General features: G+C 73.7%; 11 protein-coding genes. 8 read left to right on the plus strand and 3 right to left on the minus strand.

Annotated elements, in window-relative coordinates; translation table 11 throughout:
- Positions 1–28 precede the first annotated feature (28 nt).
- From AB0K25_RS24395 to AB0K25_RS24410, 4 genes are read left to right on the plus strand one after another with little or no spacing between them, the layout of a single operon-like run.
- The gene (locus tag AB0K25_RS24395) at positions 29–1,528 is read left to right on the plus strand and encodes an O-antigen ligase family protein (protein WP_363822892.1); all 1,500 of its coding nucleotides are present in this window, start codon (positions 29–31) and stop codon (positions 1,526–1,528) included.
- 11 nt (positions 1,529–1,539) lie between these two features.
- Positions 1,540–2,616, plus strand: a complete 1,077-nt coding sequence (locus AB0K25_RS24400; protein WP_219462739.1) for a Wzz/FepE/Etk N-terminal domain-containing protein — start codon at positions 1,540–1,542, stop codon at positions 2,614–2,616.
- Between the two features lie 6 nt (positions 2,617–2,622).
- Positions 2,623–4,224 (plus strand): flippase, encoded by a 1,602-nt coding sequence (locus tag AB0K25_RS24405; RefSeq protein ID WP_363822895.1) that lies wholly within the window; start codon positions 2,623–2,625, stop codon positions 4,222–4,224.
- Positions 4,221–5,066: a sulfotransferase gene (locus AB0K25_RS24410; protein ID WP_363822898.1), complete on the plus strand. Its 846-nt coding sequence runs from the start codon at positions 4,221–4,223 to the stop codon at positions 5,064–5,066. Before AB0K25_RS24405 ends, AB0K25_RS24410 begins: the two co-directional genes overlap by 4 nt.
- Positions 5,067–5,296: 230 nt before the next feature.
- Here AB0K25_RS24410 and AB0K25_RS24415 read toward each other — a convergent pair whose 3' ends face one another.
- Genes AB0K25_RS24415 through AB0K25_RS24425 form a run of 3 tightly spaced genes read right to left on the minus strand, consistent with a single transcriptional unit; the run spans position 5,297 to position 8,686 of the window.
- A complete protein-coding gene (locus AB0K25_RS24415) occupies positions 5,297–6,871 on the minus strand; it encodes a hypothetical protein (RefSeq protein ID WP_363822901.1) in 1,575 nt (524 codons plus the stop codon).
- Positions 6,868–7,758, minus strand: a complete 891-nt coding sequence (locus AB0K25_RS24420; protein WP_219462732.1) for a sulfotransferase — start codon at positions 7,756–7,758, stop codon at positions 6,868–6,870. The genes AB0K25_RS24415 and AB0K25_RS24420 overlap by 4 nt, the downstream gene beginning before the upstream one ends.
- Positions 7,751–8,686: a sulfotransferase gene (locus AB0K25_RS24425; protein ID WP_219462730.1), complete on the minus strand. Its 936-nt coding sequence runs from the start codon at positions 8,684–8,686 to the stop codon at positions 7,751–7,753. Before AB0K25_RS24425 ends, AB0K25_RS24420 begins: the two co-directional genes overlap by 8 nt.
- A 240-nt stretch (positions 8,687–8,926) precedes the next feature.
- Between AB0K25_RS24425 and AB0K25_RS24430 the strand changes: the two genes are divergently transcribed.
- The 4 genes from AB0K25_RS24430 (at position 8,927) to AB0K25_RS24445 (ending at position 14,143) form a co-directional block, all read left to right on the plus strand.
- On the plus strand, positions 8,927–10,171 hold the full coding sequence (locus AB0K25_RS24430; protein WP_219462728.1) for a glycosyltransferase: 1,245 nt from the start codon (positions 8,927–8,929) through the stop codon (positions 10,169–10,171).
- Complete coding sequence (locus AB0K25_RS24435) at positions 10,168–11,205, plus strand: sulfotransferase (protein WP_219462725.1); 1,038 nt, start codon at positions 10,168–10,170, stop codon at positions 11,203–11,205. Before AB0K25_RS24430 ends, AB0K25_RS24435 begins: the two co-directional genes overlap by 4 nt.
- Positions 11,206–11,208: 3 nt before the next feature.
- Positions 11,209–12,120, plus strand: coding sequence for a sulfotransferase (locus tag AB0K25_RS24440; RefSeq protein ID WP_219462723.1), 912 nt, complete (start codon positions 11,209–11,211; stop codon positions 12,118–12,120).
- A gap of 127 nt (positions 12,121–12,247) precedes the next feature.
- Positions 12,248–14,143 (plus strand): CocE/NonD family hydrolase, encoded by a 1,896-nt coding sequence (locus AB0K25_RS24445; protein ID WP_255597613.1) that lies wholly within the window; start codon positions 12,248–12,250, stop codon positions 14,141–14,143.
- Positions 14,144–14,266 lie beyond the last annotated feature (123 nt).

Here is a 14,266-nt window from a genome sequence, read left to right on the forward strand (position 1 = left end):
TTCCCTGGAAACGAGTGGTCGGCGAGCGGTGGACGGACAGCGACACGGCACGGAGGGCGACCTCGGCCTGCCCGGGGGGCGACCCCGCCGGTGGTCCGCCGGTGACCGGACCACCCGCCTGCTGACCGGCGGCGCGGCGCTGCTCTGCGCCGTGGTGGCGGTCGGCGCCGGGCTGGCCGCGACCGGGGGCGGCCGGATCGCCGCCGTGCTGCCCCTGGTGATCCTCGCCGGGCTGGCCGTCGGCGCGCTCGCGCTGACCCGCTTCTCGGCGTACGTGCTGCTGATGCTGGCGGTCCGGTCCTGCGTCGACCTGTTCAAGCTCAGCGGCCCGACGGCCGGCCGGGCCGACGGTGCCGGGGCGACCCGCACGATGGACCCCTCGACGATCCTCGCGGTGCTGTTCCTGCTCGCCGCCGGCCTCTGGCTCGCCGCCCAACTGCGGCAGCACGGCCGGCTGCGCGGCTCCCCGCTCGGCGTGGCGATGCTGCTGGTCGGGGCCACCTGCCTGGTCAGCGCCGCCGGTGCCGCCCAGCCGGTGCCCAGCGCCCTGGAGGCGCTGCGGATCGGCACCGTGGTGGTGATGTTCGTCGTCCTGGAACAGCTCATGCCGGACCTGCCGGCGGTCCGCCGGGTGCTGCTCGCCGCCTACGTCTCGCTGGCGCTGGCGGTCGGCTACACCGTCGTGCTGTCCCTGCTCGGCCACCCACCGGCAGAGGTCAAGGGAGACTTCACCCGGATCAGCGGCCCGTTCAGCCAGTCCACCACGTTCGGCCGCTACCTCATGTTCATGGTGATCTTCGGGTTCGGCATCCACCGCTACCTGAGCCGCCGACTGCGCCTCGGCCTCGGCGTGCTGCTCGCCGCGTCGCTGCTGTTCCTGCTGCTCACCAACACCCGCAGCGCCATCCTGGGTGCGGGGCTGGGCCTGCTGGTGGTCGCGGTGCTGCACCGCAGCCGGCGGATGCTGGTGGCGCTCTGCCTGGTCACGGTGGCCGGGGTGGCCCTGCTGCCGAGCGTGGCGCACCGCTTCGGGCAACTCGCCGACAGCAGCGCCGTGGGCGGCGGCCCGACCGGCAACACCCTCGCCTGGCGGGTCGGCTACTGGTCGGAGATCGTGTCGCTGGCCAACCGCAACCCGGTCACCGGGATCGGCCCCAACATGACGAAGTTCGAGGCCGACGAGGCGAAGAAGCCGCACAACGACTTCCTGCGCGCGTACGTGGAGACCGGGCTGGCCGGGCTGCTGGCGTACCTGGCGATGATGGCGCTGTGCCTGCACACCGGGCTCAACGCGCTGCGCCGGGCCCCACCGGGCACGCTCGGCCGGGGCATCGCGATCGGCTTCCTGGGCTGCGCGGTCGCCTTCGTCGCGGTCAGCGCCGCGTCCAACGTGATCTCGAACGTGGTCACCCTGTGGTATTTCGCGGCGTTCGCCGCGGCAGCCGGCGCGGTCGCCCGCGGGCTACCGGACGACCTGTCCCGGCCGGCGACGCCCCGACCGGTGACGACCGGCCGGACCAACCGATGAAGGATCAAGCAGTGGGGAGCACCAGGGTGGAGATCGTCGACTATCTGCGGGTCGCGCGGCGTCGACTCTGGCTGCTGGTGGGCATTCCGCTGGTCGCCGGGGCGGCAGCCGCGTCGATCGTCCTGCTCGGCCCGCAGCAGTACGCCGCCACCTCCTACGTCGCCGCGCCCGCCCTGGTCGGCGGTAGCGCCGCCCAGCAGTACACCGGCACCCAGGCCGCCAACCAGTTCGCGGCGGCCTTCGCCGCGGCGGTCACCTCCCCGCAGGTGGTCGACCAGGTGGCCGCCGACACCGGGGTCCCCGCCGACGCGCTGCGCGACGGCCTGGCGGTCAAGCAGGTCGGCGCGAGCAGCCAGCTCACCGTGACCTACACCGCCGACGACCGGTCCACGGTCGCCCCGGTGCTCACCGCCACCGGCAAGCGCGCGCTGGCGTTCCTGTTCACCAGCCAGGTCAACATCGCCACCGACGAGGTGAAGGCGGCCACCGACGAGCTGACCGGCGCCACCCGGGCGATCAACGATTGGGAGAAGACCAACAAGGTCAGCCAGCCGGACAAGCTCTACCAGTCGACGCTGCAGGAGATCGCCAGCCTGCGGCAGCAGCAGTTGCAGATGCAGGCGGTCGGCAACAGCCGGGGCGCCGACGCCGCCGCCGACTCGATCAGCGCCGGGCAGAAGCGGCTCGACGAACTCGGCCCCAAGCTGCCCGACTACCAGGCGTTGATCGCCCAGCGGGACAGCGCCACCAGTGCGCTGGCCTCGGCCCGGCAGGGCCTGCAACAGGCCCGCGCCCAGTCCCAGGCGGCCGACCCCGACAAGGTGACCAGCGTCGGCGAGGCGCAGCCGGTGTCCCGGATGAAGGCGCTGGTCGCGCTGGTGCTCCCGGTGTCCGGTGCCGGCCTGCTGCTGGCCGTGCTGCTGGTGGCGGTGCTGGAGTGGCTGGCGCGCAGCCGTCGGGCCGGACAGCCGGCGGCCGTCGGCCGGGCCACCCCGGCCCCGACCGGTGGGCGGCGCAGCAGTGACGACACGGTGGTGCTGCCGGCGGTGACGGCGACCGTGCCCGAGCAGCACTCCCGCCGCCGGTAGGCCGGGGTGACCGAAGCGTCCACCCGGGGCGACCAGCACGTGCGGGGGATGGCCCGGGGCGGCGGTCTCAACCTGCTCGGTGCCCTGCTCAGCCAGGCGGCGGTCTTCCTGGTCATGCTGCTGCTGGCCCGGGTGCTGGGCATCCGGGAGGTCGGCCGGTACGCCCAGTGCTACGCGGTGCTGTCGCTGGCCGGGCTGCTGTCGCTGTCCGGGTTCCGGGCCGGGCTGACCCGGTTCGTGGCGGTGCACCTGGCCGACGACGACGCCCCGGCACTGCGCGGCACCGTCCGGTTGGGGCTGGCCGTCTCCGCCGGCTCGTCGGTCGTCCTCGCCGGGGCCCTGGCCTGGGGGGCACCGTGGCTCGCCGACCGGCTCCACGACCCGGGACTGGTCACCGGCCTACGACTGGTCGCGCTGACCCTGCCCGCGTCGACGATCTGTGAGGCGGCGCTGGCGGCGACCCGGGGCTGGCGCACCCAGCGGCCGTACACCTTCATCGGCCAGCTCTACGAGCCGGGCACCCGGCTGCTGCTCACCGTGCTCGCCCTGGTCACCGGGGCCGGGTTGACCGGGGCGTTCTGGGCGCTGGTGGTGGCCGGCTGGTCGGCCGCCCTGCTCGCCCTGCTGTCGCTGGCCCGGCTGGTGCGCCGGGTGCCGCCGGCCCGCCCGGTGCACCGGCCGGGGGAGCTGTTCCGCTTCTCCACGGTCAGTTGGGTGTCGTCGCTGTCGTCGACCGGGCTGATCTGGGTCGACACCCTGCTGCTCGGCTTCTTCGCCAACCCGGAGATCGGCGTCTACAACGTCGCGACCCGGCTGGTCACCGTGGCCATCTTCGTCCTCGCGCCGGTCAACGCGGCGTTCGGCCCGTACCTCGCGCACCTCTACCACCGGGGGGACCTCGACGACGTCCGCCGGGTCTACGCGGTGGCCACCGGCTGGGTGGTCCGGTTGTCGCTGCCGGCGTTCGTGGCACTGCTGGTCCTCCCCGGTGACCTGCTGCGCGTCTTCGGCGGCGAGGTCGCCACCGGCGCGGCGGTGACCGTGATCCTCGCCCTCGGCCAGCTCGTCAACGCGGCCACCGGGCCGTGCGGCACGGTGTTGAACATGTCCGGCCGGGTGGCGCTCAACATGGCCGACAACCTGGTCGCCCTGGTGCTCAACGTGCTGCTCAACCTGTGGCTCATCCCCGCGTACGGGATCGTCGGCGCGGCGGCGGCGTGGAGCGCCTCGCTGATCGTGGTCAACATCGCCCGGGTGGTGCAGGTCCGCCACCTGACCGGCGCGTTGCCGTTCACCGTCGGGATGGCCAAGGGGCTCGCTGCCGGGGTGGTCGCGCTGGCCGCCGGGCTGCTGGTGCGCTGGCTGGTGCCGGGCTGGCCGTGGCGGCCGTTCGTCGGCCTGACCACGATCGTCGCCGTCTACCTGGGGACCGTGCTGGCGCTGGGGCTCAGCCGGGAGGATCTGATGGTGCTGCGCACCCTGGCCCGCCGCCGTCGCGGCGACCCGCCCGACACCGCCGCCGGGGACGTCCCGTCCGACGACGGTCCGCCCCCCTCCGGGGTGGGCGAGGGTGGCCGGGACACCTCCGACCGGGCGGTGTCGCGGTGAGCGCGGGGCCGCGCCGGGTCGCCGTGGACCGGCTCCGTCGGGTGGTACGCGGCACCCGCGCCTGGGCGCGGGCGGCGCGGCCCGGCCGGGTCGGCGTACTGCCCGACTTCCTGATCATCGGCGGGCAGCGGTGCGGCACCACCTCGCTGCACCACTACCTCGCCGCGCATCCCGACGTGCGGGCCGCCACCGGCAAGGAACTCCAGTTCTTCAGCCTGCACTTCGGGCGGGGGACCCGCTGGTACCGGGCGCACTTCCCGCCGGCCGCCCCGGGCCGGCGCAGCTTCGAGGCCAGCCCCTACTACCTGTTCCACCCCAGCGTGCCGGCCCGGGTGGCGGCGACGCTGCCCGAGGCCCGGTTCGTGGCGCTGCTGCGCGACCCGGTCGAGCGGGCCTACTCGCACTACCTGCACACCCGCTCGTACGGGCTGGAGCCGTTGGGCTTCGCCGAGGCGCTCGCCGCCGAGTCGGGGCGGCTGGCCGGGGGGCTGGCCGACGGGCCGGACACCCCGGCGGCACACCACGCGCTGCGCAACTTCTCCTACGCAGCCCGGGGCCGCTACGCCGAACAGCTCGACCGCTGGTACGCCCACCTGCCCGCCGACCAGCTGCACGTGATCCGCAGCGAGGACCTGTACGCCGACCCGGCGGCCACCTATGCGGGCGTGCTGCGGTTCCTCGGGCTGGCCCCGTTCACCCCGGCGGAGTTCGCCCGGCACACCCGCCGGGCGGACACCGGCCCGTCGCAGCTCACCCCGGCGTTACGGGCCGAGCTGGCCGCCGGGTTCGCCCCGCACAACGCCCGCCTCGCCGAGCTGCTCGGCTGGCCCCGTACCTGGTGAGCGAGCGGGCCACGCCCCGTCGCCGGGCTGAACGCCGCTGCGCCAACGTGCGGGACCATGAACAGCTGGCGATTATGTAGACGACACGCCGAGGACAGTGCGCAAAATCGCAATGTGATCATGGGAGCCCACCGGGCTCACCCGCGCCCGCCGCACACCGCCCGCCCCCGAGAGCACCGGCCCGGGGCCCCACCGCACCTACCATCGGACCGCGTGCGGTGGGGAGCCGGTCAGCGGATCGGGGCGAGGACGCTGGCCGGGTCACCCTGTGCCCGCACCAGCACCGGGCTCGGGCCGATCGGCAGCGCACCGGTGCGGGCGGTCGGGTCGGCACCGACCGGCCCCCCGGTCACCCCGCCCGTGGCCGGCAACGACACAGTGCCGGTGGAGGTCGACCAGACCACCAGGGTGCTCTCCGCACCCCGCCGGAACGCCACCCCGGTCAGGCCCTTGCCGTTCACCGGCTCGACGGTCGCGTCCCGGGCCGCCGCCGCCAGGGCGGCCATCATCGCGCCGGCCTGCCGTTGGGTGCCGTCCGGGTCGAGCAGCCCGTAGCGGACCTCCGCACCGGCCCGGTTGTTCGGGTTGTACGCCAGCGGCAACCAGAGCACCTCGTGGATGCCCCCGGCGACCAGCATGCTGACCACCTTGACCATCTCGTCACCCCGGGCCGCGGCGTCGTCGCCGCCGTCCTTCCAGAACTGCCCGACCTCCCACGCCTGCACCGGCACCCCGGACGGCGTCTCGGCCCGCAGGTAGTCCAGCAGCGCCGGCACCCCGGAGAAGTGCTCGTAGAAGTGCAGTTGCCGGACGTCGACCACCCGGTCGTCGAGCAGTTTCTCGGTGACCGCGAGGTAGGCCAGGTTGCGGGAGTTCTGCGCGTTGTCCAACGCCGTGCGCAACGCCGTCGGGTCGTTCACCGCCGGGATCAGCCGCCCCCGGGTGCCGATCCGCCGCTGGAAGTACGCCTGGTACGCGGCGACGGCCTGGTCGGGTTGCCCGGCGCGCAGCAACCGGTCGGCGACCCCCATCCCGTACGCGACGCTGCTCATGCCCGAGTCGACCACCTTGGCCTTCGGGTCGGCCGACCGGATCGCCTCGGCGGCGGCGGTGACCAGCCGGCGGTAGTCCTCCGGGCTGCCCGCCCAGTACTGCTGCGCGTTGACCTCGTTCTCGATGGCGTACTCGCCGACGCCGTACGGCGCGTACCGCTGCACCAGTGTGCGGACGAAGTTCTGGTAGGCGGCCAGGTCCGTCGGCATCGCCGACTCGGTCTTGTTGGCCTGGCCCCGGGTGAACTTCGCCGTCCCGCCGGTCGCCCAGCACACCCCGGTGCGGATCTTCAGGTGCAGGGTGATGCCGAGCTTGCGGCTGCGTTCGGCGATCTGGTCCACCGCCGCGAAGTCCGGGCTGCCCTGGGTCTTCTCGATGTCACACCAGCTCAGCTCGTGGTACGTCGTCGAGCCGGTGAGCTTCTCCAGGTAGGGCACGAACTGGTCGTGCCGGGAGAAGTCCCAGTGCGCACCGAACGGGTTGCGGACCGGCGCACCGGCCGGCAGCGGCGTACCGCTGGCACCGGCCGACGGCCCGGTCGCCGAGGGGGCGGGCCGGGGAGCAGGAGCGGGATCGTCCGAACAGGCAGCCCCGGCGACCAGGGCGAACAGCAGCGCACCGGCGATCAGCGTCCGCCGCCCGGCCCGGCGGGCCACCGCCGCCCCGGCCCGACGGTGTGCCGACGACCCGGCCCGGCCGGTCGCCGGTGGTCCGGCCGCCCGCCGCCCCGGCGACCCGTCCCGGCGGTTCACCGGTAGCCCAGTTCGCGCAGGGTGGCACCGGAGAAGACCCGGACCAGCACCCGCAGGAAGGGGTCCAGCTCCCGGCGGTAGGTGCCGACCCGGGAACCGTAGATCGGGGCGTCGGTGCCGGCGGCGGCCCGCCGTCGCTCCGCCTCGGCGGTGTACTTGCCCGCCACGTCGTGCTGCTTGCCGTCGTAGTCGAGCACGCCAGCCTCCCAGGGTTCGCCGAGGAACTCGAACAGGCCACGCATGGCCTTCTCCGGGTCGGTGACCGTCTCCTCGTAGCGCAGTTCGTGGTAGCGGTCGGCCGGCAGCCGGGCCCCGGCGGCGCGGGCGATCCGGATGTAGCGCGGCCACTTCACCACGCACTTGACCGCCGACCAGTAGCCGAACCGTTTGCGGTGCGACACCACCACGTCCCGGCCGTCCCGCACGACGTGCACGAACTGCGCGTCGGGGAAGACCTCGGCCAGGAAGTCGATGGAGAGCGCGTACAGCGGGGTCTTGTCGGCCCAGCGGGTCTTGCCCCGGGAGCGGGCGTAGTCGGCCTGGATGCCGCCGAAGAAGTCGGCGATGCGGCCCAGCCAGTAATCGCGGGGGAATCCGAAGCGGGACAGCCGTTCCCAGTCCCGCCCGACGATGCGTTGCATGTCGGCCAGGAACCGGGTCTCCGGGCCGCAGCTGACCCGGGAGTGCGAGTCGAGCACCAGCCGCAGCATCGTGGTGCCGGACCGCTGGCACCCGACCAGGAAGATCGGCCCCTGCGGCCGACCCGCCCCGGCTGCCGCGTCCGGCGCGGGCCGGGCCTGCGGGTCCGGTGCGGGGTCGGCCGTCCGTGCGGGCCGGGCCTGCAGGTCCGGTGCGGTGTGCGGGGCCGGGTCGGTGGGGTCAGCCATGCTCCACCGCCTCGGGTCGGCCGGCCGACGCGTCCAACCGGCCCGTCAGCTCGGTGCACAGCGCCCGTACTCGGGGGTCGATGTCCAGCCGGGGCCGCGCCGGGCTGCGGACGCCGACGTGCGCGTGCAACACCGGGTCGTACGGCAGGTCGAGGAAGGCGCACAACCGCCGGGTGTACCCGGCCGGGTCGGCGACCAGCGCGTCGTACGAGCAGAGCAGGGTGTCCGGGCGGTCGGCCAGGCCCAGGGAGAAGTACAGCGAGTTGCGGACGTACCAGAACAGGGCGGCGGCGGTGTGCGGGGTCATCCGGTCGTGGTCGAAGCCGGCGACCAGCTCCCGCGTCGACGGGTCCAGGCGTTGCCCCTGCCAGCGGTCCCCGATGGTGCCGTCGGCGATCGCCCGCAACGCCCGCAGGTTGGCGTCGCCGAACTTCGCCACCTCGGAGCGGGCGCGGTCGTCGACGTCCCGGTACGCCCACAGCGCCCGCCCCGGCGCGACCCCGGACAGGTCGAGCAGCTCGTCCACCCGGTGCGTGTCGCACAGCGGCTTGACCAGCACGTACCGGTGCCGGCTGCGCCGGATGACGGCGGTCAGCACCGGGTCGGGGCGCAGCCGGAAACGGTGGAACACCACCCGGTCGTTCTCGTTGCGGACCTCCACCGACGGGTCGGCGTCCAACCCCCGGGTCAGCATGTTGGTGCCGGAGCGTTGCAGGCCCACCAGGTAGACCGGGACGGCCCGGCCGGGCGGCCCGGGATGGGTCCGTCGCCAGCGCCATTTGGCCAGGGCGGTGCGGGCCCGGTCGACCGGGTCGAGCCGGTCCTCCTCGACCAGTCGCCGGATGCCCTCGGTACGCGCCCAGCGCAGGTGCCGGCGGACCCGACGGGCGGTGTACGCCAGCGCCGAAGGTTCGTCGGGGTGGGGCACCGGGTCCTCCTCGGGCACGTCGGGCGGGGTGGGGCACACGGTACCGGCAGATCATCGCGGCTGACCACGTGGCCGTGTGGTCAGCCGGCGATGGGCCGTGTGGCTACTTGGGGATCATGAGCTGGACTCACGACACCGGTGTTGCATACGGTGGGGCCCCTGGTCACCGCTGCTGTCCGGGGCGACCACCCCACCTCCCGACCCCCGACGGACCCCAGCAGCCACCTCCGGAGCAGGCCGATGCGTGTCCTCCACGTCAACAAGTTCCTCTACCGGCGCGGCGGCGCCGAGGGCTACCTGCTCGACGTCGCCGAGCTGCAACGGGGCGACGGCGACGAGGTGGCCTTCTTCGGCATGACCCACCCGGACAACGACGCGCCCACCCCGTACGCCAGGCACTTCCCGTCCCACGTGGAGCTGGACCCGACGCCGCGCGGCGCGGGCGCCCGGGCGGCGGTCGCGGCCCGGATGATCTGGTCGCCGGCCAGCCGGCGGGGCCTGGCCCGGGTGCTCGACGAGTTCCGGCCCGACGTGGTCCACCTGCACAACATCTACCACCAGCTCTCCCCGTCGGTGCTGGCCGCGGTGCGCGCCGCCCGGGTGCCGGCGGTGATGACCCTGCACGACTACAAGCTGGCCTGCCCCAGCTACCAGATGCTCGACCGGGGCGCGGTCTGCGACGCCTGCGTGACCGGCGGTCCGCTGCGCGCGGCCCGCCGCCGCTGCAAGGACGGCTCGTTGGGGGCCAGCTCGCTGCTCGCCGTCGAGTCGTGGCTGCACCGCACCACCCGGGCGTACGGGCCGGTGCAGGCGTTCGTCAGCCCGAGCCGGTTCCTGGCCGACGTGATGCGCCGGGCCGGGGTCTTCCCCGACCGGATGCACGTGGTGTCGCACTTCGTCGACGTCGCCGCGACGGCGGTCAAGACGGCACCCGGCGGGCCGGTGGTCTTCGCCGGCAGACTGGCCGCCGAGAAGGGCGTCGACGTGCTGATCGAGGCGCTCACCCGGCTGCCCGACGACGTGGTGCTGGAGGTGGCCGGGGACGGCCCGGCCCGCGACGGGCTGACCGAGCTGGCCCGGCGGCGGGCCCCCGGCCGGGTCCGGTTCCACGGCCGGTTGGACAAGGCCCGGCTGCACGAGCTGGTCCGCTCGGCCACGGTGGTGGCGGTGCCGTCGCGGTGGAACGAGAACCAGCCGATGGCGGTGCTGGAGGCGTACGGCTGCGGGGTTCCGGTGGTCGCCTCCGACCTGGGTGGCCTGCCGGAGCTGGTGACCCCGGGGGTGGACGGTGAGGTGGTGCCCGCCGACGAACCGGTCGCGCTGGCCGCCGGGTTGCACCGGGTGCTGGCCGACCCGCAGCGGGCGTACCGGATGGGGCGGGCCGGTCGGGCGCGGGTGGAGCGGGACTTCTCCCCACAGGCGCACCTGACCCGGCTGCGGGAGGTCTACGCGAGCGCCGCGCAGGCCGTGCGGGAGCCGGTGTGAACCCGCCGGTGCGGGTGCTCTACCTGGCCGGCAGCGGACGCAGCGGCAGCACCCTGGTCACCACCGTGCTGGGCCAGTACGACGGGGTCTTCGCCGCCGGGGAGCTGCGGTACCTGTGGCAGCGCGGGGAGCTGGAGAACCGGCCCTGCGGCTGTGGCCGGCCGCTGCGGGACTGCCCCCTGTGGGACCGGGTGCGCCGGGAGCTGCCGACCGACCGGGCCGCCGCGATCGCCGCCGGGCTGCGCGGCCGGCTGCGGATGCGCGGGCTGCCTGCGCTGCTGCGCCGGCACCGCCGCGGTCTCCGGCCGGTGCCCGCGCACCCCGACGACGCGGTGCTGGCCGACCTGTACGCGGCCGTGGCCCGGCACACCGGGGCACGGGTGGTGGTCGACTCGTCGAAGCTGCCCCCGTACGGTGCGTTGCTCGGCGCGCTGCCCGGCATCGAGCTGCGGGTGCTGCACCTGGTCCGTGACCCCCGGGCCACCGCCTTCTCCTGGCGTCGTCGCCGGGGTCTCGACGGCGACACCGACCCGGAGCTGATGAGCCGACCGCCGGTGTGGAAGGCGGCCCTGCTCTGGCTGGTCTGGAACACGGTGACCGTCCGGCTGTGGGGTGACCGTGCACCGGCGGGTTACCTGCGGGTGCGCTACGAGGATCTGACCGCCGACCCGGAAGCGACGCTGCGCCGGATCGTCGCCTTCGCCGGGGTCGACCCCGACGGCGGCCCGTTCACCGGCCCGGCGACGGTACGGCTGACGCCGACGCACTCGGTGGCCGGCAACCCGTCGCGGCACCGGACCGGCCCGGTGCCGATCACCGCCGACGTGCAGTGGCGGCGCGACCTGTCCCGCTGGTCGTACGCGCTGGTCACCGGGCTCACCGCGCCGGGGCTGCGCCGGTTCGGCTACCCGTGGCGGCGCGGCGTCCCGGCACCGGCCGGGGCGGGGCGGCCCGCGCGGGGTGGGCCGGCTGCGACCGGTGGACGGTCGGTGGGCGTCGGGCGGGCGGGGTCGACCGGGCACGAGGAGGGCTGAACGATGTTGGCGGTGGTGGTGGGCACCGGGCGGTGCGGCTCGACGCTGGTGCAGGAGTTGTTGTCCCGGCATCCAGGGGTCGGGTTCGTCTCCGGGGTCGACGACAAGCTGTCCCGGCTCAACCTGGCCGGCCGGTTCAACGGGCCGCTGTACCGGCGTTCCGCGCCCCGCCCGGCGGGTATGACGTCGCTGCGGCACAGCCGCCGGCTGCTGGAGAAGGGCCGGTTGCGGGTCGCCCCGTCGGAGGCGTACGACCTGCTGGACCGGCACGTGGTGGCCGGTTTCTCCCGCCCGTGCCGGGACCTGACCGCCGACGATCTCACCCCGTACCTGCGGCGGCGGCTGCGGGCCTTCTTCGACGCCCGGATCGAACGGCAGGGTTGCCGGCTGCTGCTGCACCACGTGACGGGCTGGCCGCGCGCCGGGTTCCTGCGGGCCGGCTACCCGCAGCTGCGGGTGGTCAACGTGGTCCGCGACGGTCGGGCGGTGACCAACTCCTGGCTCCAGATGGGCTGGTGGGACGGCTGGCGCGGGCCGGACAACTGGTTCCTCGGGCCGCTGCCGACCGACCTGCGCCAGGAGTGGGAAGAATACGACAGGTCGTTCCCGGTGCTCGCCGCGCTGGGCTGGAAGATGCTGATGGACTCCTTCGCCGAGGCGCGGGCCGCGCACCCCGAGGGGCAGTGGCTCGACGTGCGCTACGAGGACCTGCTCGCCGACCCGCGCGGCGAGGTGGCCCGGATGCTCGACTTCCTCGACCTGGACTGGTCACCGGCCTTCGAGAAGGGGTTCGGGCGGTACCGGTTCCACGCCGGGCGGCGGGCCGCGTACCACGAGGAGTTGGGCGACGCGCAGCTCGCCGCCGTGGAACGGGTGCTGGACAAGCCGCTGCGGCAGTGGGGCTACCGGGACTGACCGGCACGTCCACCGCCCCGCCCGGTGTCGTCGGGGCGGCCGGGGCAAAGTTCCTACAGGTGCAGGTGGTGGTGCCGGTCGGTCGGCCCATAACGTGCGCGGTCTCGCCGAGATTCAAGGAGACCGCATGGCTGGATCGGGAACACCCCTCCGCGCCGGGGTGGCCGCACTGTCCGCGATGGTGCTCGCCGCCCTGGGCGCGGCACCACAGGCGCTGGCGGCGCAGGACGTACCGACGATCGTGGTCCAGGACGGGGTCACCCAGCCGGTGTTCGGCTATGGCGACGCCATCCGGGAACGCCTGTTCATCGACTCCACCTTCGACAGCGACAACGACGGTCTGCGCGACATCATCGCGTTCGACCTGATGCGACCGGCGGCCACCGCGAACGGGCTCAAGGTGCCGGTCATCATGGACGCCAGCCCGTACTACTCGACGGTCTGCCGGGGCAACGAGTCCGAGTGCAAGGCCGACCTGGACGGCGACGGACTGCTCGACAAGTGGCCGCTGTTCTACGACAACTACTTCGTGCCGCGCGGCTACGCGGTGATCCTGCTGGACATGGTGGGCACCAACAACTCCACCGGCTGCCCCACCACCAACGCCAACCAGGACAATCTCAGCGCCAAGCAGGCGATCAACTGGCTCAACGGCCGGGCCACCGCGCGCAACGCCGCCGGTCAGGTGGTCACCGCCGACTGGCACAACGGCAAGTCGGGCATGATCGGCAAGTCGTACGACGGCTCGCTGGCCATGGCGACGGCGGTGACCGGCGTCAAGGGCCTGACCACGGTGGTGCCGATCAGCGGCCCGACCGAGTACTACGACTACGTACGCAGCAACGGCGTGGTCACCCGGGGTAACAGCTACGTGGCGTCGCTGGCCAACACGGTCACCAACCCGGAGCGGCGGGACTACTGCAAGCCGGTACGCGACGCGATGGCCGCCGCCGACGGCGACGAGACCGGTGACTACACCGCCTTCTGGAACGAGCGCAGCTACGTCAAGAAGGTCCCCAACATGACCGCCAGCGTGCTGCTCTACCACGGTCTCAACGACGACAACGTCCGCGCGGACCACTTCAGCAAGTTCTGGTACGCCCTGGCGGAGAACAACGTCCAGCGCAAGCTGTGGCTCTCCCAGGAGGGGCACGTCGACCCGTTCGACTCGCGGCGCGCGGTGTGGGTGTCCACCCTGCACCGGTGGTTCGACTTCTGGCTGCACGGGATCGCCAACGGCATCATGGACGAGCCCCGGGTCGACCTGGAGCGGGCCGCCGACGTGTGGGAGACCCACGCCGACTGGCCGATCCCCGGCAAGGCCGACACCGAGGTGTTCCTCCAGCCCGGCACCACCGGGGCGGGGGGCCTGAAGCTGGTGCCGACGGCCAAGCCGGCGACCGGCGCGTTCCAGGACAGCCGGACCCAGAGCCAGAACACCATGATCCTCAACCCGGACACCGTGCAGCCGAACCGGCTGGCGTTCCTGTCCGCGCCGCTGACCGCGCCCCTGCACATCTCGGGCACGCCGAAGGTGCAGCTGCGGGCCTCGGCCGACCAGACCGACACCAACTTCGGGGCGATCCTGGTCGACTACGGCACCGACGAGCGGGTGGCGCACCGGGCCTCCGGTGAGGGCATCGTCACCCTGGCCACCGAGGACTGCTGGGGGTTGAACAGCCCGACCGACGACGGCTGCTACAAGCAGACCGCCAAGCGGGTCGCCACCGCCGACTACGAGCTGGTCACCAAGGGCATCATGGACGCCCAGAACCGGCAGTCGATCCGGACCGCCGTGCCACTGGTGGTGGGGGAGTCGTACAACTTCACCTTCCCGCTGCTGCCGGAGGACTACGTGTTCAAGCCGGGCCACCGGATCGGCGTGATCATCGTGGCCAGCTACCCGCAGTACTCCAGCCAGGCGGACACCACCGCCGCGAACATCCAGGTCGCCCTGAAGAGCAGCAAGATCGTTCTTCCGGTGGTCGGCGGCACCACCGCCGCCCACGCGGCAGGTTTCTGACCACTCCCCGGGGTGGCCGCCGCAGCACCGCCCGCCGATCCCGACCGGCTGTTGGAGCTGGCCCAACGGTGGAACCTGGCCGGCTCCTGCCGACGGCTGGTCGACGCCCTCGCCGCGCAGCCC

The organism is Micromonospora sp. NPDC049257 (assembly GCF_040678915.1).
Lineage (GTDB): Bacteria > Actinomycetota > Actinomycetes > Mycobacteriales > Micromonosporaceae > Micromonospora > Micromonospora antibiotica.

Excerpts from the sequence above, each read along its gene's own strand:
- AB0K25_RS24420 (WP_219462732.1), bottom strand. The coding sequence starts at position 7,758 with ATGGCTGACCCCACCGACCCGGCCCCGCACACCGCACCGGACCTGCAG.
- AB0K25_RS24430 (WP_219462728.1), top strand. The coding sequence starts at position 8,927 with ATGCGTGTCCTCCACGTCAACAAGTTCCTCTACCGGCGCGGCGGCGCC.
- AB0K25_RS24440 (WP_219462723.1), top strand. The coding sequence starts at position 11,209 with ATGTTGGCGGTGGTGGTGGGCACCGGGCGGTGCGGCTCGACGCTGGTG.
- AB0K25_RS24445 (WP_255597613.1), top strand. The coding sequence starts at position 12,248 with ATGGCTGGATCGGGAACACCCCTCCGCGCCGGGGTGGCCGCACTGTCC.